This window comes from Novosphingobium aquimarinum (assembly GCF_009746585.1).
In the GTDB taxonomy this organism is placed as follows: domain Bacteria; phylum Pseudomonadota; class Alphaproteobacteria; order Sphingomonadales; family Sphingomonadaceae; genus Novosphingobium; species Novosphingobium aquimarinum.
On record NZ_WRPO01000002.1, the window covers coordinates 114,084 to 134,421 of the forward strand.

The window sequence follows — 20,338 nt, forward strand, 5'->3', positions numbered from 1 at the left end:
GGCGGGACAAAGGACCTGAAAATGGCACAGACGCAAGCCGCAAGACGCCCCGCCAATCGCGGCGCCAACCACCCGACGCTTCTGTCGGAAGGGCGCATCGGCGCGCTTACGGTCAAGAACCGCATGATCGTGACCGCGATGGGCGTAAGCCTTGCCGAAGCAGACGGCACGGTCGGCGATCGGCTGATCGATTATCATGTCGCGCAGGCAAAGGGCGGCGCGGGCCTGATCATCATGGGCGTGACCGGAGTCGCCTGGCCGGTCGGCTCGGTTCAGCCCAACCAGACCGCGATTTCGGACGATCGCTTCCTGCCGGGCCTCACCCGCCTCGTCGACGCCGTGCACGCGGAGGGCGGGAAAATCGCCGCGCAGCTGCATCATGGCGGTCTGGTCGCCACGCACAGTGCGGGGGATGGCCATCAGCTCTGGGCGCCAGCGGTGCCGCCAGCGTTTACCGGCGACTTTCCGGATTACTTCCTGCCCGAGGAACTGGCTGCTTTTGCCGGCGGCGCGGTGCCCACGGTCAAGGTTCTCGAGCGCGAGGACATCGATCACGCCATCCGCCAATTCGCCGATGCCGCGCTGCGCGCGCAAAAGGCCGGTTTCGACGGCGTCGAGATCCACGGTGGCCATGGCTATCTGCTCTCCTCCTTCATGTCGCCCTCGACCAACAGCCGAACGGACGAGTTCGGCGGCTCGCTCGAGAATCGTGCCCGGCTACTGCTGGAAGTGGTGCGCGCCGTCCGCGCGGCCGTCGGCCCGGACTTCGCGGTCTGGGTGAAGCTCGATTCGCGCGAGATGGGCAAGAAGGTCGGCATTCAGCTCGACGATGCCCGCGCCGTCGCGCCGCTGGTCGAAGCGGCCGGCGCCGATGCGATTACGGTGACGGCCTATCACGACGTCGGCCAAGGCAAGCTGCACTCCGCCTCGAACATTCCGCATGAACCCGGCGTCCATCTCGAGGCGGCGAAGGCCATCAAGAGCGCGCTCAACATTCCCGTCATCGCATCGGGGCGTCTCGAGATGGATGTCGCGGAACGCAGCTTGGCCGACGGCGGCTTCGATTTCCTGGCGATGGGACGCAAGTTGCTCGCGGACCCGGACCTGCCCAACAAACTGGCCCAGAACCGCATGGCCGAGATCCGGCCCTGCATCTACTGCTACACGTGTGTCAGCACCGCGTACTTGCGCGAACCGGTGCGCTGCGCGGTCCGGCCCGAAACGGCCTTCGAAAGCCGGAACTGGCTCCCCGAACATGCGCCCCGCCGCGCGGTGGTGATCGGCGGCGGCCCGGGCGGGATGGAAGCGGCCCGCCGCCTGGCGGCAAGCGGTGACGAAGTGATCCTGTTCGAAAAGTCCGATCGCCTCGGTGGCACCTTGCGCTTTGCCGGGCTCGCCTACGAGCCGAACGAGCGGCTGCTCGACTGGCTGCGGCACGAGGTCGAGCATGCGGCGATCAATGTCCGTCTCAATACCGAGGCCACCGCCGATATGGTCAAGGCGCTGAAGCCCGACGTCGTCTTCGTCGCCACCGGCGCAGTTCGCGACATGCCCGCGATCCCCGGCAGCGACCTCGATCATGTCTACAGCGGCGACGACATGCGCGCGATGATGCTGGGCGAAGACACGCAGGCCCTGAAGCGCAAGACCAGCTGGACCACGCGGATCGCCACCAAGGTCGGCGCGGCGACGGGGGCGACCGCCAATCTGGACCTCGTCCGCAAGGCGACGCATCACTGGATGCCGCTTGGCCAGAACATCGTCATCATCGGCGGCGAGCTGGTGGGCGTGGAGCTGGCCGAATTCCTGATGGAGCGTGGCCGCAACGTAACCGTGGTGGGCGAAGCGACGAAGTTCGGCGGCGGCCTGCTGCTGGTGCGACGCATGCGTCTGCTGGCGGAACTCAAGGAGCATGGCGTGGCGATGTTTCCAGGCGCTCGTGAGATCGCCATCGACAAGGCAGCGGTGCGTTTCCTCGATGCGGAAGGCAACCCGCAAAGCGCGGCGGCGGACCATGTCATCGTGGCGATGGGCGCGCATGGCGACACCAGTCTGGCCGACAGCCTCAAGCAAGACGGCCTCATGGTGCATGCCTATGGAGACGCGACCGGCGTCTCGTACATCGAGGGCGCGATCAGAGGCGCGGCGGAAGCCGTGGTCGCATCCTTGGCCACACCGGCCTGATGTCCACACCAACCTAATTTTTCAGACATAGCAGGAGAGACTTGATGGCCGGCGATTTTCCGGAAGGCGCGGTGATTATATTCGGCGGCAGCGGCGGCATTGGTCGCGGTATCGCGAAGGAATTCGCGAAGGCGGGAAGTGCGGTCGCGATCTGTTACCATTCTAAGGCCGATGTGGCGGAAAAAGCCGCGCAGGAGGTACGCGACCTGGGCGTGAACGCCAGCATTCACAAGGCGGACGTGCGCGATCGCGCGCAACTACAGGCCGCGTTCGATGACGCCGCCGGTCAGCATGGCCGCATCCATACCGTCGTCTGGGGCGCGGGCCCGGTCGTGCCGCAAGTCCCGGTCGCCGACTGGACGGACGAGCAATACCGCGCGTCGATGGAAATCGAGGTGTTCGGCTTCTATCACGCGACGCGCGCCGCCATTCCGCACTTCCGTGAACGGGGCGGTGGCTCCTTCGTGCACCTCGGCTCGGCCGGGCACGACTGGTGGCCGCATCTCGATGGTCTTTCCGTGGCACCAAAGGCGAGCAACGAAGCGCTCATCACGGGCATCGCGAAGGAAGAGGGCGTGAACGAGATTCGCGCCAATTCGATCCTGGTGGGCGTGATCGACGCGGGCCAGTTCAAGGTCGGCCAGGAACAAGGCACTTTCGACGAAAACTGGGAGCGCGAAGTCAAGAAAATGCTCCCGATCAAACGCTGGGGCAAGGCCGAGGACATTGGCCAGGCGGCGGTGTTCTTGGCTTCCGACCGCGCCAATTACATCACCGGCCAGCGTATCTCGGTCGCCGGTGGCTTCGGTGTCTGATCACGCTACGAGGGCGGCCACGCGCCGCCCTCATGTCATCGATGCCGATGAAATCGCCGATCGGCTCGCGCTGCAGCATTTGGTCGCGGCTTATTGCCATGCGATCGACCGGCGCGACTACGCCTTGCTCGCGACGCTCTATCACGACGACGCGATCGACGATCACAGTCCGTATTATTGCGGCCCGGTGGCGGGCTATATCGCATGGCTGCCCAGCATGCTGGGCAACTGGCGCGCGACATCCCATCGGGTCGATACCGGTATTTACGTGATCGACGGCGACCAGGCCGAAGGCGAAGTGCGTGCGACAGCCTGGCATCGCACGACCGATGGCAAGAGGGATTTCGTCGCGCATGGTCGCTATGCCGATCGCTACACGCGCAGGGACGGCGTGTGGCGGTTTCAGCACCGTGCGTTCATCCTCGACTGGTCGGAGGAACGCACGGTGGAAACGGGCGACGACTTCGGCAGCGAGGGCGTGGCGGTGGGCCATGCCGGAGAAGAGGATCCGGTCTATCGCCTGCTGCCGCTGATGGGCGCGGATCGTTCTTCGATCTGACCCGCGCCTTGGTGGAATTGCTGCGGCAATTCGCGCGTCAGTCGTGCGTGGGATAGAGGATTGCCGGGTCCCCGCTTTGCGTGGCCCAGATCGCGTCGCGTCGCACGATACGCCAGCCCTGCGGGCGCCGCTCCCAACGATCGACATATTCGCCATTGGAATCGAAAATGGGGCCTACGGGATCGTTCGTGCGCTGATGGCGCGCCTGCACATAAGCGCGGCTGATGGCCGTATCGCCGTCCAGATCGACGAGAATGCTGCCCAGCAAATGCTGCGTTCCCCCGCAGATATCGAGATAGCGGCGCATCTGCTCGGTCAAGGCCGACAGCCCGCTTTTCTCGCCTTCGCCATATTCGAAAGTGAGGTCGGTCGCGAAGACCTGCTCTAGCGCGTCCCACTCCTTGCGATCGAGTATGCGCGCGAACCGCGACAGCTGGCGGACGATGTCGCGTTCATCGTGCAATTCGCGAAGTTCGTGCCGCGTTCCAGCCGGCGCGCGCGAGGGGCTAGACCGCTCCTCAACGATATACATCCGCGTCGCCCCGCGATCGAACACGTTTTCCTCGTCCTCGGCGATCTGGCGTGCGATATCGGGATCGGTGGAACGCTCGACGAACCGATCGTAAGCGGCGCGGTCCTCGAACCATAGCTCGGTAACCACGTCGAATTGCCGGGCCGCGCCAAATTCGAAGGCCCCCTCCGTCTCGAAAAAGTTGCGGCGATATTCCCTGATTTCCGGCATCAATTTCAGGATCAAGGGCGCGTGATTGCTCTCGTAGTATTCGATGAACTGATCCCGGCTCAGGCCTTGCTTGGCCTTCAACATCGCCACGCACTTCAGCATCGTATCCCCCTACGCAGTTTGATGTTAGGCGACACGAAAGCCTCATTCTTGGCAAGCTCAAATCGCTTCTTGTCTGCGCATATGGCTATAAACCCGCGTACGCATAGGTCGAAGACAAACAAAAACTAGGGAGGCAGTCCTGGGCCTGCAAAATCAAAGGTTCGCCCTCGATCATCTCACCGTGGTCGACGCCATGCCCCATGAGCTGATCGAAGTCGCGGCGACGACCGGGTATCGGGCGGTCTGCCTCTTCCTCGAATCCATGGACGTCCTGCCACGGATGCCGCGCTTTTCGCTCGTCGATGATCGCGCGGCGCGGCGCGAAGCCAAAGTCAGGATGACCGACTTGGGTATAAGCCTGGATCTCGCATACCCCTTCACGCTGGCCGGCCGGACAGAAGTGCGGGATTTCAAACCGAGCCTGGAAGCAGCCGCTGACCTCGACGCGAGGTTCGTCAACGTCCTGATGTATGATCGCGATCCTGAGCGACGCCTGGAACGACTCGCGCAATTTTGCGCACTTGCTACGTCATTCGATTTGGGCGTGGTCGTCGAGTTCTTTCCTGCTTCGCAGATCCCTTCCTTAACCACCGCAGCGGCTCAGCTGCGCGCGCTGGACGGGGGCGATACGATCGGCATCAACGTCGATCTGCTTCACTTGTATCGGTCCGGTGGCGACATCGCACAGTTGGCTGCGACTTCACCGGAGCACATCCTCTACGCGCAATATTGCGATGCGCCACTGCAACGCGATGCCGCGCAGCATGCGTACGAGGCGTCCAGCGATCGCATGCTGGCGGGCGATGGCGCTCTCGATCTGCGGGGCTTTTCGCAAGCGCTGCCGCCCAACTGTCTTGCCAGTATCGAATTGCCGCGCGATGCCGCGATCGATCGCGGCCTTTCGCAACAGGACCGTGCGCGCGCCGCCCTTTCGAGCGTACTGCGCGCAATCGAGCGATAGGTGCCTTGGGGCGCTAGTTGGCGTCCGCCCCGCCCCGTTCCGCGTAAATGGCTTGCGCACGCGCCTTCAGCGCCTGTGCGGTGTCATTGAACGCGCGGGTCACCCAAGGACCGCAGAAACGCATCACATGGATGCCGTTCGGCCCCAGAAAGGCGTCGGTCGAAAGATACCGGCAGCGGTTTGGGCCAAGCGCTTCGATAACCTGATCGCGCCGGGCCGGGTAGGGCCACACCGGATTGTCGCGCAGCTCCCAGGAAAGCAGACGTTCGGGTTCGAAAGCGCAGACGTATTCGAGATTGGGCGCGAGCTGTCCGGGGTTCGCGTAATTGACCAGCGACATCTTCACCGGCGCCCCCATCTCCAGCGTCGATTCGGCGTGGACGCAAAACGGGTTCCATTCCCCATAGCGCGGCATGTCCGTGAGCACCTCCCACACGATCGAAGCAGGCGCATCGATCTCGATCGGGTCGGACGCGACCAGCGTTTCCGGGTCGTACACAGCGAATGGATCGAACGGCTTATCTGTCATTATTCCTCTCCTCGTGGGCCTTTCCGGACCCATCATAGCGGCCGCGTCGACGCGCGCGTCAGGCCTCGGCGCGCAGTTGTGCCAATTCATCAGGCGACAGCGTGATATCCGCCGCCTTCACGCTGTCTCGCAGCTGTTCGGGCCTGGTTGCGCCGATGATCGGGATCGTCTGGTGCGGCTGATTCAGCAGATAAGCCAGCGCGATTTCATTGACGGACACCCCATGCGCCTCAGCCAGCTTCTGCAAGGCGGCAAGACGCGGACGGTTGCGGGGATCGTCGTAGCGAGATTTCAGCATATCGGACAAGGCAGCCTCGCCGCCTTCCGCCAGCTTGGTGAAATAACCGCCGCTTTGTCCGGCATAGGGAATCATCGGAAGGCCATCGGCATGCAGCGCTTCGTAATGGCCTTCGTAATGCAGCTGATAGCCTTGCGCCGCCGCGTTCTCGACGTTGGGGACCGCGAGCCCCCAGAAGGGCTGGGCAGCGACGAAGCCCTGCTTGCCGATCGAGCGCGCGTAGGCATTCGCTTCGCCAATCCGTGCCGCCGACCAGTTGGACGCGCCGAAATACCGGATCAGGCCCTTTTCCTGAAAACCAAGCAAAGTATCGATGATCGGCCCGACCGGCGCTTCGGGATTGTCGGCGTGAAGCCAGTACAGATCGATCGTGTCGACTTGCAGATGCTCAAGGCTTTCGGTGAGATCCTGGGTCAGATCCTCGGTCGTGACGCGGTTGCGCCAATCGCCCGCGCGCAGATCGAACTGACCGCCCTTGGTGGCGATCACGATCTCGTCCCGCCGCTTGGTCTTCAGCCATGTGCCGACAGCCCGCTCGCTGGCGCCCACCGGCGCGGTGGGCACCCAGTCTCCGTAAGAACGCGCCGTGTCGATGAAATTGCCGCCAAGCGCCTGGAATTGATCCAGGATCGCGCTGGAGTGCTCCTGGTCTACGGCGGTGCCCAGCATATTGGTGCCGTAGCACAGGGGACTGACCGAAAGATCCGTCTCAGCTATCGTAACCCTGCCAAGCATCGCGCTCCCCTCTCGATTTATGTGAACCTCGCCCTCGAACCAAAGTGGGTAGCTCTTGTTCGTGGGGAGAACAAGGATATGCGACGCAAATCATCATCTACACGCAAAAATAACTTCACTTCGCGGAATGAAGTGCGCATGGTGGCCACCCGATGGCGCCGAATGCGGAAAATGGCGAGTTGGACATGCAAGTCTAGTCTAAATGGACGATGCCGGCGGTGAGACCGTGTTTTATGGCTTGCGCACCAAGACGGCGAACTGACCGGTACAGGAGAGGCATACAATGAAATTTTCGATCATTTACGAAGCTCAGATGGCCGACCCTTCGCCGGAATCCGAGGTTCGTTGCTTCAACGAAATCGTCGAACAGGTCATGTTCGCTGAAGAGCAAGGGTTCGACAACGTCTGGTGCGTGGAACACACCGCACTCACGCAATATGCGCATATGTCCGCGCCCGAGACCATGCTGGCTTATCTCGCCGGCAAGACGACGCGCATCGGCATCGGTCACGGTGTCACCTGCCTGCCGCCGGCGATGAACCATCCCGTGAAGGTAGCCGAGCGCGTGGCGACGCTGGACATCCTTTCAGGCGGACGCGTTCATTTCGGTATGGGCAAGGGCGGTACCCAGCAGGAGGCCGGCACCTTCGGCTACGATCTGACGCAGCTGCAGCCGATGATCGACGAGTCCATGTACCTGATCCCCAAGATCATGACGCAGGACGAGATCGAGCATGACGGCGAATACATCAAGATCCCACGTCGCCCGATCCATCCCAAGCCGCTGCAAAATCCGCATCCGCCGCTCTATTACGCCTGCACCCGCGAGGCGACGCTCGAGCTGGCCGGTCGGCGCGGCATTGGCGCACTGGTCCTCGGCTTTTCCGGCCCGGAAGAAATCGCGCGCAAGAATGCCGTCTACCGGGAGAATTTCCGCAACCGGAAGGTGGAAGACCAGGTCGGCATCGTTCCCACCGAGCACTTGGCGGCATTCTGCGCCGCTTGCGTGCTTGACGACCGCGACGAAGCGCGCCGCATCGGCCTGAAGGGTCAGCGCTTTTTCGCCGAGGCGATCGCTCACTGGTACCAGGGTGGCCCCAAGCCGACCGTGCACATCGAATCCGACGAAGAGAACGCCAAGGCGCTCGAAGAGGCGCGCGAGCAGGTCGTCGCCTACATCTCGGAAGAAAAGATCGCGGACGGCGACGCGATGACCAGCAATTACACGGTTGCGCAAGACGCCTACGGCAATGCTGACGATTGCATCCGCTACGTGTCTCGTCTGCAGGAAGCCGGTGCCGACGAAGTGCTGTTTCTCTTCCAGATGGGCACGGTTCCGCACTGGGCGATCATGGAAACGATCAAGAACATTGGCGAAAAGGTCATTCCGCACTTTCGCGAAGAGCAGGTGCTGGCGGCTGAATGACCGGCCTGCAGTTTGAGGGCAAGACTGTCCTCGTCACGGGTGGCGGCTCCGGCATCGGCCGGGCCGCTTGCCAGCGGCTCGGGCAGGAAGGCGCCAATGTCGCGGTCGCAGACCTCGACAAGAAGCGCGCGGAGGAGACGGTCTCGCTGATCGAAAGCGTAGGCGGGGAAGCCATCGCCATCGCTGCCGATGTATCCAGCGAAGCCGACACGGTGGCGATGTTCGATGCCGCGAAGCAGGCGTTTGGCGGGATCGATCACGCGTTCCTCAATGCCGGCATGCTGCAACCTTATGTGCCATTCGAGGAGGTTTCGCTCGAGATCTTCGATCGCGTTCTGGCGGTAAACCTCAGAAGCGTCTTCCTGGGATTGCAGCAGGCGCGAACTCGGCTGCGGCCTGAAGGAGCTTGTGTCGTGACGGCTTCGGCAGCAGCTTTACTGGGCTTTTCGGAAGCGGCGGCCTACGCCACGTCGAAGCACGGCGTGCTGGGGCTGGTGCGGTCTGCGGCAAGGGCTTTCGCCGATCGCGGGCTGAGGGTGAACGCGATATGCCCCGGCAACGTGCTGACGCCCATGAACGGCGTGCCCCAGGACAATGCCATTACAGACGTGCTCGACGATCCGGATTATCGCGGCGGGCTTTCCGCTCAGCACATCGCGGAAGTAGCCTTGTTCCTGCTTTCGCGGCGCTCTGCCGGCATCAATGGGCATGCGCAGGTCGTGGATGCCGGTTATGCGGCCGCCTTTCCTCCCTTCGATGCGGAGTAACTAGCTCACGGAGTGAACGAGCCCGGGCAAGCTATGGTGGACCAGCTGAATGAGCTGGCTTTGCCGCTTGACCCCGGTCTTCCCGAAGATCGATCGCAAGTGCGCGCGGACCGTGTTAGGCGATATGCCGAGCCGGTCCGCCACTTCGGCAAGGCTCAGACCATCGGCGAGACGCGCAGCGACTTCGGCTTCGCCAGGCGTCAGACCAAGCAGATCGCGCAAGGCTTCGGCGGCGATCGGCGGGGTATCGGTCGGATCGGTGAGAAACAGCACTGCCGCCGGACCGACGCCCGCCGCCACGTGGTCCGGACCGGGTGCGCGCGAGATTACCAGGAGCAAGTCCCCTGCGCCTGATGGCCGATCGATGCGCAGCGTGAGAGGCTCGGTGTTCTGCGTATCGGCCAGGCGGGCGCGTAATTGCCGCCCGAGGTCGGCATTTTCGAACATCACGGTGTCATTGCGCAGCGATATGCCGTCCGACTTCGCCAGAATGGCGGATGCTTGACTGTTGAGGCGCATCGCCTTGCCCTCGCGATTGAGGATAACGACGCCGATCGCCATCTGCGCGACCGCTCCCGCATAGATCTGCTGCTCCGTCTCCACCGACGAGAGACGTTCGAACAGTTGCAAGGCGATCCGCACATGCGGAACAAGCTGCTGCAGCCGTTCGATGTCTTCGCGCGCGAAGGGCGGTTCATGCACGGCGCGGGTCAGCCGCAATCGCAACTGCAGGCGATCGGGCAGATCGATATCGACGCCGAGCACTTCAAGGCTCGACATGAAATCGCGGAAAGCCGGATTGCGCTGGAGCGCCTCTTCGGAAACGAATTCGCGAAAACTGGCGACCTGCCCTTCCGGAAGACCCGTGAATGGGTCGATCGTGAACAGCCGACTGGCATAATCGGCTCCCACGCTCGGGTCCGCGCCCGGCGTGAGGATCATGCCGGGCTGCTCAGCCGTGCGCGGGGTTAGGATTAAGGTGGCATAGCTGGCTTGCGCTTCGTGCCGAAGCCGGTCAAGAAACGCAGACCACGGTTCTTTATCCAGCAGGCTGGAGAAAAGCGCAGCCAACACGCCTGACGTGTCCGCATATTCGGCCTGGGGGTTCAACTCCGGCATGGTAGAGGAGTCTTATAATGATCGATCCCCATTTGCAGCAAATCTTGGTGGCGATGGCGGAGAGCGGGGTTCAGCTGCCGGAGCCGATGACGGCCCCGGCCCTGCGTGCGGTCATGGACGTGCCCATGCCGGCGCCGCCAGTCGAAGTCGCCGCCGTACGCGAGGTCGAGGTTGCAGGAGCCGCAGGTCCGATCGCGGCACGGCTGTATCATCCGGCGCCTGGCGAAGTGCGGCCGCTGGCGCTGCTGATGCACGGGGGCGGCTGGGTGTTGGGAACGCTCGACACGCATGATGGCCTTGCTCGTATCCTGGCGCGCGAATCGGGATGCGCGGTCCTCTCCATCGCTTATCGGTTGGCGCCGGAACATCCCTTCCCGGCGCCCTTGGACGATTGCCTCGCGGTGATCGCCGAATTGCCCTCGCGCGCGGCGGAGTTCGGAGTTCGCGCCAACGGCTATGCCGTGGTGGGGGACAGCGCGGGCGGCAATCTCGCCGCCGCGGTCGCGCTTGCGCTGCGCGGGAAGGACAACGCGCCAGCCCGCCAGATCCTTTTTTATCCGGTGATGGATGCCGATTTTGAAACCCCGTCGTACCGGGCCACGCCGGATGACGCGTTCCTCACATCTGGCATGATGCGCTTTTTCTGGGACGCCTACATCGGCGCTTCCGAACCCAACGAGCTGGCGGCGCCGCTGCGCGCCAAGGATCTGAGCGGTCTGGCGCCCGCGACGATTATCATCGCCGCCAACGATCCGCTGCACGATGAAGGGCTGGCCTACGCGCAGAGACTGCGCGCGGCGGATGTGCCGACGGATCTGCACGATTTCGGCGGCGCCATCCACGGCTTCGCCAGTTTCTTCGGCATGGCGCCGATCGCCGATCAGGCAATCGCGCTGGCGGCGGCATCGTTACAAACCTTGCGCGCCTAGGCGCGAACCACCTTCCCACGAACACGAAACCGAGGAGAGACGATGTTTGATTTTGCAGGAAAGACCGTGCTGGTCACGGGCGGCGGCGCGGGCATTGGCCGCGCGACCGTCGAAGCCTTCGCAAAAGCAGGTGCCCGGGTGGCGATCATCGAGATCGATCCGGAGCGGGCCGCCGACGCGGAAGCGGCACTGGGTGACGACGCGCTCGTCATCACCGGCGACGTGACGCAGTCCGAGGTTGCGCGCGATGCCGCCAAGACGATCGAGGATCGCTTTGGCGGGCTTGACGTGCTGGTCAACAACGTCGGAGATTTCCTCAATCTGGCCGCTCCGTTCGAGCAGCTGTCCGAAGCCGACATCCATCGCCTCTACATGACGAACCTGGGCCACGTTTTCGGCGTCACGCATGCGATGCTCCCGCTGTTGCGCAACAACGCGCCGGGCAGCAGCATCGTTTCGGTTTCCTCGGTCGAAGGCTTTCGCGGCATTCCCAATTGCGCCGTCTATGCGGCGTGCAAGGCGGGCATCACGGGCTTCACGCAAAGCCTGGCGCTCGAACTCGGACCGGTGGGCATCCGCGTCAACCTGATCGCACCCGAAACCACCGATACCCCGCAAGTGCCCGTCTCGATGATGGTGCCGGAAGAGAACCGCAAGCATGTCTCCACGTGGCTGCCGCTCGGGCGTTTCGGCCAGCCCAAGGACATGGCCAGCGGCATTCTGTTCCTGGCGAGCGAGCACGCCGCGTGGATCACCGGCACCGCGCTGCATATCGATGGCGGCGCCCTCGCCGCCGCCGGCTGGTACCGCGATGAGCGCGGTGTCTGGACGAACATGCCGATCATCAGCGGCAATGGTCTGAATTTCTGAAACGGAGATAATTTTCATGAAAACTCTTATCGTCGGCGGCGCCGGCATGATCGGTGGCCGCACCGCGCTGCATCTGAAAAGCAAGGGGCATGACGTAACGATCGCCGGGCGCAACGCGCCCGAAGCGGGGACGCCGCTGGGCGATCTGCCGTTTCAGCGCATCGACTTCGTCAATATGGAATTCGATCCCGATGCGCTCGGCGGGTTCGATGCCATGGTGTTCGCCGCCGGTAACGACATCCGCCACCTGCCGGAAGGCGAGGATGACAGTTACTGGGAACGCGTGAACTCGATCGGCATTCCGCGCTTTTTCGAGGCCGCCAAGTCCGCCGGCATTCGCCGCGCGGTCAATATCGGCAGCTACTATCCGCAAGCGGCCCCGCAGCTGGTGGAGGGCAACGCCTATATCCGCTCGCGCAAGGAATCCGATGAAGGGGTCTGCGCGCTGGCCGACGACAATTTCACCGCGATGAGCGTCAACGCGCCGTTCGTGGTGGGCACTGTGCCGGGGCTCATCATTCCGATGTTCGTCGCTTATACCCAGTATGCCCAGGGCAAGTTCGCGCCCATGCCCGAGTTCGTGCCGCCGGGCGGGGTGAACTTCATTTCCACGCAGTCGCTCGCCGAAGCCGCCGAGGGTGGCCTGGAGCGCGGCAAGGCTGGGGCGTCTTACCTGGTGGGTGACGAGAACCTGACCTGGCAAGACTACTTCGGGGCGTTCTTCGAGGCGGTTGGCCGTGAGCGTCCGCCCATTCGCGATGAAGAGCATCCCCTGCTGCCGGACTCGGCGATGCCGTTCGGTCGCGGCAACAAGCTCTACTACGAAGTGGATGCCGAGGAGGCCGCCCTGCTCGGCTATCGCCGCAACGACATCGTGCCGGCGATCAAGGAGATCGTCGCGCAATATCGGGATATGTAAGAACAAACCGGCTCAACACCTCTTGATTGCCGCCCGCGCGTCCGCAAGATGCGCGGGTGGCTGATCTGGAACCTGTTGCGCGCGGCGTCGGACGTCCCCGGCGCCTGACTCTCGAAGAACTGCTGGATGCGGCGCTAGAGCTCGGCCTGGCCGACCTCAGCATGAAGGAACTGGCCAGCCGGCTGAACGTCGGCATCGCCACACTTTACCGCTACGTCGACAATCGCGATGCGCTGATCCGGCTCGCAGCGGGCCGGCGCGCGCGCCGCGCGGCGCCGGTCGATACGGGGCAGTCCTGGCAGACCATCGTGTGCCAATCTGCGGAATCGCTGTTCAGCTCCGTCGGCCATGACCCCGCGCTCGTCATCGAATTTCTAGAGGCGCGGTGGGGAATCTCGGTCGAACTGGAATTCGTCGACACGTTTCTGGGTGCGCTCAAGTCGCGTGGCTTCACGTCGGAAGATGCCATGCGAATCTACCGCGCGATGACCAAGATCGTGCTCGGCGCGGCAGTCGCCGCCGGTCACTTCGGCGCGCTGGCAGGGCGGGGAACCAGTCAGGCAAGGGAACTGTCCGCAGCCCTCGCGACATGGGACGACGACGAGCTGCCGCACTTGCGCGCCGCGGCGGACGATTACGCGGACGAGGCGGCGGCGGACGACTGGCGAGAGCCCTTGGAAGCCATTCTCCGCGATGAAGAAAGGCGCCTTTCGCGCAAGAATTTGCGGAAGCCTGATTAATTCGATAACCTGGTTCCGTAAAAGGATGTCAGGGAGAAATGCGCGATGGCCACGCAGCATGATTCGCGGCGAACCGCGCAAGGGCACACCCCATCATCGGTACCCATCGAACGGGATGACGCAGGCACCTGGCACATCCGCACTTTCGCGGATGCGCGCAAGCTGCTGCGGGGTGATGCCACGCGGCAGGCAGGCTTCAAGGCAGATTTGCTGGAAAAGCTGCCGCGACAAGGGCATGTCCCGATCCTGTTCCTCGAAGGCAAGGTACATCACGAACAGCGGCGGCTGACCGCGCCGTTCTTCACGCCGCGCGCGGTGGACACGCGTTACCGCGAACTGATGGCCCGCCTGGCCGACGACGTCATCGGTCGTTTCGCGAAGGCAGGGCGCGGCGAGCTGAGCGCCATGGGCATGGAAATGGCAGTCGGCGTCGCCTCCGAAGTGGTCGGCCTGACCGACAGCCGTGTGCGCGGTCTCGACCGGCGCATCAACGCCTTCTTCGCCGGTGGTCTTGAGGACAGCGGCGGGAGATTCAAAAGGCTTTGGCAGGCGCTGGTCGCCCAGGCGCGGCTTGCGCGCTTCTATTGGCTGGACGTTCGCCCGAGCATCGCCGCGCGCCGCAAGCAGCCGCAAGAGGACGTAATCTCGCATTTGCTGTCCCAAGGCTACCGGGACAGCGAGATCCTGACCGAATGCATCACGTATGGTGCCGCGGGAATGGTAACCACGCGCGAGTTCATCACCGTGTGCGCCTGGCACTTGCTCGACGATCCCGCGCTGCGCCAGCGCTATGTCGAAGCAGACGAGCCGGAGCGCCATACGCTGCTGGAGGAAGTGCTGCGGCTGGAACCGGTCGTCGGCACGCTGTTTCGCCGCACCACGGCGGACGTCGCACTGGACAACGTGACCATCCCCGAAGGCGAGCGCGTGGCGATCGACGTCCGCGCGGTCAACGCCGATCCGGCCGTCAGCGGCGAGGAACCCCTGACGGTGAAACCCGATCGCTGCCCGATGCACCGGGCGGGTTCAGCGGTGATGAGCTTCGGTGACGGGCATCACCGCTGCCCTGGCGGTTTCCTCGCGATTCAGGAGGCCGACATCTTCCTGATTCGGCTGTTGCGACTGCCGGGATTGCGCCTGGAAAAGGCGCCGGACGTGAGCTGGAACGACCTCGTCACGGGGTACGAATTGCGCCGTGCCTGGCTCCGCTGCGATGCCTCGAGCCAGCACATGGCGGGATCATCTGACGCTACCTTGCAGCCCACTCATTGATCCCTTGGCCTTCAGGTCGATTGTGAGCGAAACACGCTCCGCATAGCCTCACTCCCACAGCAATTCGAACCGCGAGGCGAAGGTGCGGCCATCCAATCGTACCCGCCCGTCGAGCTGATAACGGGAGAGTGATTATGAGCGATATGCTGATTCAGGGAGGCACCGTCGTCGATGGCACCGGGGCACCCGGTTTCAAGGCCGATGTGCGGCTGCAAGGCGACAGGATCGTCGAGGTCGGAGCGGACCTCAAGCCGCAGGACGGCGAAGAAGTGGTCGATGCCAGCGGCTGCTACGTCGCGCCGGGGTTCATCGAGGGCCATACGCACTACGACGCGACCATGTGGTGGCAGCCCGATCTCGATCCGCTGCCGGGCGTGGGTGCGACCACCATCATCACCGGCAACTGCGGCTTCACCGCCGCGCCGCTGTCGCAGGACAAGGCCGCGCAGATGGAGATGATCAAGATCTTCTCCTTCTTCGAGGATATTCCGCTCGAGCCGTTCCTTAAGAATGTGCCGTGGGACTGGCGCAGCTGGCCCGAGTACAAGACCTCGGTCGAGAAGAACGTGCGCCTGCCGCTGAACCATGCGGCGTATGTCGGCCATATCGCGCTGCGCATGGCGGCGATGGGTACGGACGCCTGGGAGCGCCCCGCCAACGAGGACGAGCGCGCGAAGATGGCGAAGTTGCTGGACGAGGCGCTTGCCAACGGCGCGCTGGGCCTGTCCACCAACCTGCTCGATCATGACGGGGAAAACCGGCCAATCCCCAGCCTCGTCGCCGACGACGCGGAATTTTCCGCCCTGTTCGACGTGCTCGACCAGTACCCGGCCACGACGTTCCAGTGCATCATCGACGTGGGGCTGATGCGCGATACGGGCCCCGAACAGACGGATCGCATGGCCAAGCTGCTGAAAGGCCGCAACATCCGCGTCCAACTGACCGGCGCCATCCCGACCGTCGCTTACCAGAAGTACCTGCTGCAGCCGATGCGCGACCGCGTCGAGCAGATGCGCAAGGACGGCATCGACGTGTGGCCGGGCTATGCGCACGTGCCACTGACGGGTCAGCTCAGCCTCTACAAGTCGCTGATCTTCGCGCAGTCGAACGATTACGTGTGGCACGAAGTCGTGCTGGCCGATGGCGCGGAGGCCAAGGAAGCGCTGCTGCGCGATCCCGACTGGCGTGCGCGCGCCCGGGAAAGCTGGGACACCCAGTGCTACCCGCAGTCGCCGATGAACAATCCGGGCATGCTGCTGCTCACCGAACTGGGCTCGGACAACGGCGCGGGTCCGTTCTGCACGCTGGAGGAATACGCCAAGGAGCGCGGCCTGCATCGCTCCGATGCGATGGCCGACTGGCTGCTCGCCAACGGCGTGCTTTCGACGGTCCGCATGGCGCCATTCGACATGGACGACGAAGTCGTCGTCGAGATGATCCGCGATCCCAAGACGGTCGGCAACATCACCGACGCCGGGGCGCACTTGCAGATGCTCTGCGGCGGCGGTGAGAACCTCATCTATCTCACCAAGTACGTGCGCGATCAGAAGGCCATCAGCGTCGAGGAGGCCGTGCATTCGATGACCGGCAAGCTCGCCAAGCATTTCCATCTGACCGACATCGGCGAGATCAAGGAAGGCAAGCGCGCCGACATCGTCGTCTTCGATTTCGACGAGATCCGCCAGCACGACATGGAAAAGGTCTATGACGTCACCGACGGCAAGGGCGGAACGACCTGGCGCTATACTCGCAAGGCCGCGCCGATGAAGCTGACCCTCGTCAATGGCGAACCGATCTTCCGCGACGGCGCCTATACCGGCGTGAAGGCGGGCGCCTTCCTGGAACCGGCCCAAAACGATGACACTGTCGCGATCGCGGCGGAATAAACAGAAGGAGAGGTAAGACCATGGCCAATATTCTTATTCGCGGCGGCACTGTCGTCGATGGAACCGGAGCCAAGCCGTACAGCGCCGACGTTCGCGTCGAAGGCGAGCGCATCGTCGAGATCGGCGAAGGCCTCAGCGCTGCTTCGGGCGACGAAGTGGTCGATGCGACGGGGTGCTACGTCTCGCCCGGCTTCATCGAAAGCCACACGCACTACGACGCCACCATGTGGTGGCAGCCCGATCTCGATCCGCTGCCCGGCAACGGCGCGACCACCGTCATTCTGGGCAACTGCGGCTTCACCGCCGCGCCGCTCTCCAAGGACAAGGCCGCGCAGCTGGAGATGATCAAGATCTTCTCCTTCTTCGAGGACATTCCGCTCAAGCCGTTCCTCGAGCATGTGCCCTGGGATTGGGAAACCTGGTCGCAGTACAAGGATTCGATGGCCAAGAACGTCCAGCTGCCGACCAACTATTCGGCTTTCGTCGGGCACATCGCGCTGCGCCTCGCGACGATGGGCATCGAAGCCTGGGAACGCGCCGCAACGGCGGACGAAATCGCCAAGATGGCCGAACTGCTGGAAGACGCACTGGCCGCAGGCGCGCTCGGCATGTCCGACAACCTGCACGACCACGACGGCGATGACCGCGCGATCCCCACGCTGTTGGCGGACGACGCGGAATTCGAAGCGCTGTTCGACGTCATGCAGCGTTACCCCGGCACGACCTATCAGTGCATCATCGACACCTTCATGCGCAAGACCGGTCCGGAAAGCCTGGAACGCCTTGGCCGTCTGACGCATGGCCGCGGCATTCGCATGCAGATCGCGGGCGCCGTTCCCACGCTGGAATTCCAGAAGGACATCTTGCCGCAGCTGCAGGAAACCCTGGCTCGTCTCCGCTCCGAAGGCGCTGACATATGGCCGGGCTATGCCCACGTCTCGCCGACCAGCACGCTCAGCCTCATCAAGTCTCTTATCTTCGCGCAATCGAACGATTACGTCTGGCATGAAGTCGTGCTGGCCGAATCGCACGAGGAAAAGGCCCGCCTGCTGGCCGATGAGGACTGGCGCGCTCGGGCCCGCGAAAGCTGGGATACCAAGGCCTGGCCGCATTCGCCGATGAACAATCCGCAGGACCTGTTCCTGCTGGATAGCGAGAACGGCACGGGTCCGGTCGGCGGCACGCTGAAGGAATTCGCCGAGAGCCGTGGCCTGCATCGTTCGGACGCGATGGCGCAATGGATCCTCGAAAACGGCACCCGCTCGACCGTACACATGGCCCCGTTCCCGAAGGACGAGGACCTGACGCTCGATCTCATGCTCGATCCCAAATCCGTCGGCAACATCTCGGATGCGGGCGCACACCTGCAGATGCTGTGCGGCGGCGGCGAGAACATCCTGCTCTTCACCAAGTACGTGGAGGAAGGGGTGCTGACGCTGGAGCAGGCGGTGCACATCATGACCGGCAAGCTCGCCAATTTCTTCGGCTTGCACGAGACGGGCGAACTCAAGGTCGGCCGCCGAGCGGACGTCGTCGTCTTCGATCTCAAGGAAATTGGCTACCGCAACATGGAAAAGCGGTTCGACGTTCCCGACGGGGAAGGCGGCACCACGTGGCGCTTCACCCGCCAGGCCGCGCCGATGCGCCTCACCCTGGTCAACGGCGTCAAGACCTTTGCCGACGGCGAGTACACCGGCAACCGGCCGGGTACCTATCTCAACCCGACGGCAAGTCCGGTCGAGGCCGAAAGCGAGCTGGAACCAGCCGAATAAGCTGCGCTGATTGCGAATGTCACGGGGGAGGGCGGGCCGCCATATGCGGCCCGCCCTTTTCGTTTTTCAAGGAGAGGAAATGGACACAAGAGCGCAAGCCATCGATCAGATCGGATTTCTGGTCGACGATCTCGACGCGGCCATCGCGCGATGGATCCGGCAATTCGGCGTCGGGCCGTGGACAGTGTTCCGCAATGTCGTGCTGGATGGCCACTATCGCGGCGCTCCGACCAGGGTCGGCATGGACGTTGCCCTGGGCTATCAGGGCGACATGCAAATCGAGCTGATCGCGGTCACGGACGAGGCCGCCTCTCCCTATCGCGCCGCCGATGGTCGGCGACTGCGGGGTCTGCACCATATAGCCCATATCGTGGACGACCTGGACCTCGCGGTCCGTGACGCGCAAGCTCGCGGCCTGGTCGTGGTTTTCACGGCTTCGAACCCGTCGACCCGTGTCGCCTACCTGAGCACTCCTGACGAACCCGAAACGCTATTCGAGTTCATCCAGGGCGAGGGCATGCGGGAGATGTGGGAAGCCGGCGTGGCGGAAGCGCGTGCTTGGGATGGGCAAGAGCCGGTTCGCACGATCGACCTTGCGTCTTGATCAGCGCGCGAAAGAACGTGTCCTCCAAACCAAAACGGCGCCCCTGTGAGGAGAAGCGCCGTTCGGTTGGGTAAGGTTTGACTTTGCGATCTATTCGGCGGCGGTGGCCATCGGGCTGTCATCGTTGTCGAAGCGCGGATCCTCGCTAACGGCCGTGGTCCAGGCCCACTCACCCGCCGGCGGCGGATTGGTGATGCCGAATTCCTCGCGAATGTCGCTGACCTGATGATCGAGATAGTCGCGGAATGGGATCAGGAAGAGCGGATGCTTCCAGGCCCGGCCCTGCACGGCGCCGATATCCTCGGCGTCAAGCTCGACCTTGTAGGCTTCGGGATAGAACAGGCCGCTCTTCATCGTGGTCTTGGCCTTGAGATAGGCGCTGACGCGATTGAAGAACGCCGCCAGTTCGGGCGTGAAGTAGCTGTAGAGCGCGCGCGCGTTGGCCGCCAGCAGCGCGACTTCACCGGCATGGTTCGTCTCGAACCCGGTGATCATGTGCTCGATGTCGTGGGTGTGCGTCCTCTCCTTCATGTAGAAGTCGAAGTCCGTCTTGATTTCCATACCCTGGTAGAAGTGGTCCATGTTGTAACCACTGTTCACCACGAAATCATGGATCACCGCGCGCAAGGTGCCGGGTTTGGCATCCTTCAGTTCCTCTGGCGTGAACAGCGAGATCTTGCGCCCTTCGAGCCAGGACTTGAACAGAGGCAGGCGGGCCTTTTCTTCCTCGAACAGCTGGAAGATGCGCGGCCAATCCTCAAGCTCCATGAGGATCTTCACGACATTGGGAATGTAGGCGGTGTTGGGAACATCGGGCCCATTCCGCCGCAGCATTTCCTGCGCAATCAAGGACCGGAGTTCCCGGTGATTGAGATAGGGCGAGGAGCTGATCAGCGTCGAGCTCTCCGTCGTGTAGCTGGGTCCACTACCGTTGTAGTAGGCGTAGTCGGCATCACTTACCTTCGACGCGATATCGTTCATCATCGCTCTCCAAACTGCGGCGCCTAATCCGCCCGGTCAGTTCGCGCTGACTCGGTGTCGGATTATTTTCGGATAGTAACTCCGAAACTCCGCCGGAGCAAGCACGCATGCTCCGGCGGCATTTTCGA

The 20,338-nt window shown here is 63.3% G+C and carries 19 protein-coding genes; 14 read left to right on the top strand and 5 right to left on the bottom strand.

Annotation, left to right across the window (positions count from 1 at the left end; all coding sequences use genetic code 11):
• Positions 1–21: 21 nt before the first annotated feature.
• Genes GQO94_RS02605 through GQO94_RS02615 form a run of 3 tightly spaced genes read left to right on the top strand, consistent with a single transcriptional unit; the run spans position 22 to position 3,558 of the window.
• Entirely contained in the window at positions 22–2,184 is a 2,163-nt protein-coding gene (locus tag GQO94_RS02605; RefSeq protein WP_156839595.1) for an oxidoreductase, read from the top strand.
• A gap of 44 nt (positions 2,185–2,228) precedes the next feature.
• Complete coding sequence (locus GQO94_RS02610; RefSeq protein WP_156839596.1) at positions 2,229–2,999, top strand: SDR family NAD(P)-dependent oxidoreductase; 771 nt, start codon at positions 2,229–2,231, stop codon at positions 2,997–2,999.
• Positions 2,992–3,558, top strand: coding sequence for a nuclear transport factor 2 family protein (locus tag GQO94_RS02615; RefSeq protein WP_232332735.1), 567 nt, complete (start codon positions 2,992–2,994; stop codon positions 3,556–3,558). Before GQO94_RS02610 ends, GQO94_RS02615 begins: the two co-directional genes overlap by 8 nt.
• Positions 3,559–3,595: 37 nt before the next feature.
• Here GQO94_RS02615 and GQO94_RS02620 read toward each other — a convergent pair whose 3' ends face one another.
• Positions 3,596–4,402: an EthD family reductase gene (locus GQO94_RS02620; RefSeq protein ID WP_156839597.1), complete on the bottom strand. Its 807-nt coding sequence runs from the start codon at positions 4,400–4,402 to the stop codon at positions 3,596–3,598.
• A 193-nt stretch (positions 4,403–4,595) separates the two neighbouring features.
• On the opposite strand from GQO94_RS02620, the gene GQO94_RS02625 reads away from it, so the two are divergent.
• Complete coding sequence (locus tag GQO94_RS02625; protein ID WP_232332736.1) at positions 4,596–5,363, top strand: sugar phosphate isomerase/epimerase family protein; 768 nt, start codon at positions 4,596–4,598, stop codon at positions 5,361–5,363.
• A 13-nt stretch (positions 5,364–5,376) separates the two neighbouring features.
• Here the strand turns inward: GQO94_RS02625 and GQO94_RS02630 are convergent, their stop codons facing one another.
• Positions 5,377–5,892 carry an SRPBCC domain-containing protein gene (locus tag GQO94_RS02630; RefSeq protein ID WP_156839599.1) on the bottom strand — a complete coding sequence of 172 codons (516 nt, stop codon included), beginning with the start codon at positions 5,890–5,892 and terminating at the stop codon, positions 5,377–5,379.
• A 58-nt stretch (positions 5,893–5,950) separates the two neighbouring features.
• Positions 5,951–6,925: an aldo/keto reductase gene (locus GQO94_RS02635; protein WP_156839600.1), complete on the bottom strand. Its 975-nt coding sequence runs from the start codon at positions 6,923–6,925 to the stop codon at positions 5,951–5,953.
• A 283-nt stretch (positions 6,926–7,208) separates the two neighbouring features.
• Between GQO94_RS02635 and GQO94_RS02640 the strand changes: the two genes are divergently transcribed.
• Complete coding sequence (locus GQO94_RS02640) at positions 7,209–8,351, top strand: LLM class flavin-dependent oxidoreductase (protein WP_156839601.1); 1,143 nt, start codon at positions 7,209–7,211, stop codon at positions 8,349–8,351.
• Positions 8,348–9,118: an SDR family NAD(P)-dependent oxidoreductase gene (locus tag GQO94_RS02645; protein ID WP_156839602.1), complete on the top strand. Its 771-nt coding sequence runs from the start codon at positions 8,348–8,350 to the stop codon at positions 9,116–9,118. The genes GQO94_RS02640 and GQO94_RS02645 overlap by 4 nt, the downstream gene beginning before the upstream one ends.
• Here GQO94_RS02645 and GQO94_RS02650 read toward each other — a convergent pair whose 3' ends face one another.
• Positions 9,119–10,237 carry a helix-turn-helix transcriptional regulator gene (locus tag GQO94_RS02650; RefSeq protein ID WP_156839603.1) on the bottom strand — a complete coding sequence of 373 codons (1,119 nt, stop codon included), beginning with the start codon at positions 10,235–10,237 and terminating at the stop codon, positions 9,119–9,121. It lies immediately after the preceding gene.
• Positions 10,238–10,254: 17 nt separating this feature from the next.
• Here GQO94_RS02650 and GQO94_RS02655 point away from each other — a divergent pair, with 17 nt between their 5' ends.
• The 8 genes from GQO94_RS02655 to GQO94_RS02690 all read left to right on the top strand — a co-directional run bounded on the left by GQO94_RS02655 (position 10,255) and on the right by GQO94_RS02690 (position 19,229).
• Positions 10,255–11,166: an alpha/beta hydrolase gene (locus GQO94_RS02655; RefSeq protein ID WP_156839604.1), complete on the top strand. Its 912-nt coding sequence runs from the start codon at positions 10,255–10,257 to the stop codon at positions 11,164–11,166.
• Positions 11,167–11,208: 42 nt separating this feature from the next.
• Positions 11,209–12,036 (top strand): SDR family NAD(P)-dependent oxidoreductase, encoded by an 828-nt coding sequence (locus GQO94_RS02660; protein WP_156839605.1) that lies wholly within the window; start codon positions 11,209–11,211, stop codon positions 12,034–12,036.
• A 16-nt stretch (positions 12,037–12,052) separates the two neighbouring features.
• Entirely contained in the window at positions 12,053–12,955 is a 903-nt protein-coding gene (locus GQO94_RS02665; protein ID WP_156839606.1) for an NAD-dependent epimerase/dehydratase family protein, read from the top strand.
• Between the two features lie 56 nt (positions 12,956–13,011).
• Positions 13,012–13,695, top strand: a complete 684-nt coding sequence (locus tag GQO94_RS02670; protein WP_232332737.1) for a TetR/AcrR family transcriptional regulator — start codon at positions 13,012–13,014, stop codon at positions 13,693–13,695.
• 45 nt (positions 13,696–13,740) lie between these two features.
• The gene (locus GQO94_RS02675) at positions 13,741–14,967 is read left to right on the top strand and encodes a cytochrome P450 (RefSeq protein ID WP_156839607.1); all 1,227 of its coding nucleotides are present in this window, start codon (positions 13,741–13,743) and stop codon (positions 14,965–14,967) included.
• A 134-nt stretch (positions 14,968–15,101) separates the two neighbouring features.
• Positions 15,102–16,853, top strand: coding sequence for an N-acyl-D-amino-acid deacylase family protein (locus tag GQO94_RS02680; protein ID WP_156839608.1), 1,752 nt, complete (start codon positions 15,102–15,104; stop codon positions 16,851–16,853).
• Positions 16,854–16,873: 20 nt separating this feature from the next.
• Positions 16,874–18,625 (top strand): N-acyl-D-amino-acid deacylase family protein, encoded by a 1,752-nt coding sequence (locus GQO94_RS02685; RefSeq protein ID WP_156839609.1) that lies wholly within the window; start codon positions 16,874–16,876, stop codon positions 18,623–18,625.
• 79 nt (positions 18,626–18,704) lie between these two features.
• The gene (locus GQO94_RS02690) at positions 18,705–19,229 is read left to right on the top strand and encodes a VOC family protein (protein ID WP_156839610.1); all 525 of its coding nucleotides are present in this window, start codon (positions 18,705–18,707) and stop codon (positions 19,227–19,229) included.
• A gap of 90 nt (positions 19,230–19,319) precedes the next feature.
• Here GQO94_RS02690 and GQO94_RS02695 read toward each other — a convergent pair whose 3' ends face one another.
• Positions 19,320–20,210, bottom strand: coding sequence for a Coq4 family protein (locus GQO94_RS02695; protein WP_232332738.1), 891 nt, complete (start codon positions 20,208–20,210; stop codon positions 19,320–19,322).
• Positions 20,211–20,338: the final 128 nt, after the last annotated feature.

Bases quoted from the DNA above. Each gene is read 5' to 3' on its own strand.
- GQO94_RS02675 (WP_156839607.1), top strand. From the start codon at position 13,741: ATGGCCACGCAGCATGATTCGCGGCGAACCGCGCAAGGGCACACCCCA.
- GQO94_RS02620 (WP_156839597.1), bottom strand. From the start codon at position 4,402: ATGCTGAAGTGCGTGGCGATGTTGAAGGCCAAGCAAGGCCTGAGCCGG.
- GQO94_RS02630 (WP_156839599.1), bottom strand. From the start codon at position 5,892: ATGACAGATAAGCCGTTCGATCCATTCGCTGTGTACGACCCGGAAACG.
- GQO94_RS02650 (WP_156839603.1), bottom strand. From the start codon at position 10,237: ATGCCGGAGTTGAACCCCCAGGCCGAATATGCGGACACGTCAGGCGTG.
- GQO94_RS02665 (WP_156839606.1), top strand. From the start codon at position 12,053: ATGAAAACTCTTATCGTCGGCGGCGCCGGCATGATCGGTGGCCGCACC.
- GQO94_RS02685 (WP_156839609.1), top strand. From the start codon at position 16,874: ATGGCCAATATTCTTATTCGCGGCGGCACTGTCGTCGATGGAACCGGA.
- GQO94_RS02640 (WP_156839601.1), top strand. From the start codon at position 7,209: ATGAAATTTTCGATCATTTACGAAGCTCAGATGGCCGACCCTTCGCCG.
- GQO94_RS02660 (WP_156839605.1), top strand. From the start codon at position 11,209: ATGTTTGATTTTGCAGGAAAGACCGTGCTGGTCACGGGCGGCGGCGCG.
- GQO94_RS02610 (WP_156839596.1), top strand. From the start codon at position 2,229: ATGGCCGGCGATTTTCCGGAAGGCGCGGTGATTATATTCGGCGGCAGC.
- GQO94_RS02635 (WP_156839600.1), bottom strand. From the start codon at position 6,925: ATGCTTGGCAGGGTTACGATAGCTGAGACGGATCTTTCGGTCAGTCCC.
- GQO94_RS02695 (WP_232332738.1), bottom strand. From the start codon at position 20,210: ATGAACGATATCGCGTCGAAGGTAAGTGATGCCGACTACGCCTACTAC.
- GQO94_RS02625 (WP_232332736.1), top strand. From the start codon at position 4,596: ATGCCCCATGAGCTGATCGAAGTCGCGGCGACGACCGGGTATCGGGCG.
- GQO94_RS02680 (WP_156839608.1), top strand. From the start codon at position 15,102: ATGAGCGATATGCTGATTCAGGGAGGCACCGTCGTCGATGGCACCGGG.
- GQO94_RS02605 (WP_156839595.1), top strand. From the start codon at position 22: ATGGCACAGACGCAAGCCGCAAGACGCCCCGCCAATCGCGGCGCCAAC.
- GQO94_RS02655 (WP_156839604.1), top strand. From the start codon at position 10,255: ATGATCGATCCCCATTTGCAGCAAATCTTGGTGGCGATGGCGGAGAGC.
- GQO94_RS02690 (WP_156839610.1), top strand. From the start codon at position 18,705: ATGGACACAAGAGCGCAAGCCATCGATCAGATCGGATTTCTGGTCGAC.
- GQO94_RS02645 (WP_156839602.1), top strand. From the start codon at position 8,348: ATGACCGGCCTGCAGTTTGAGGGCAAGACTGTCCTCGTCACGGGTGGC.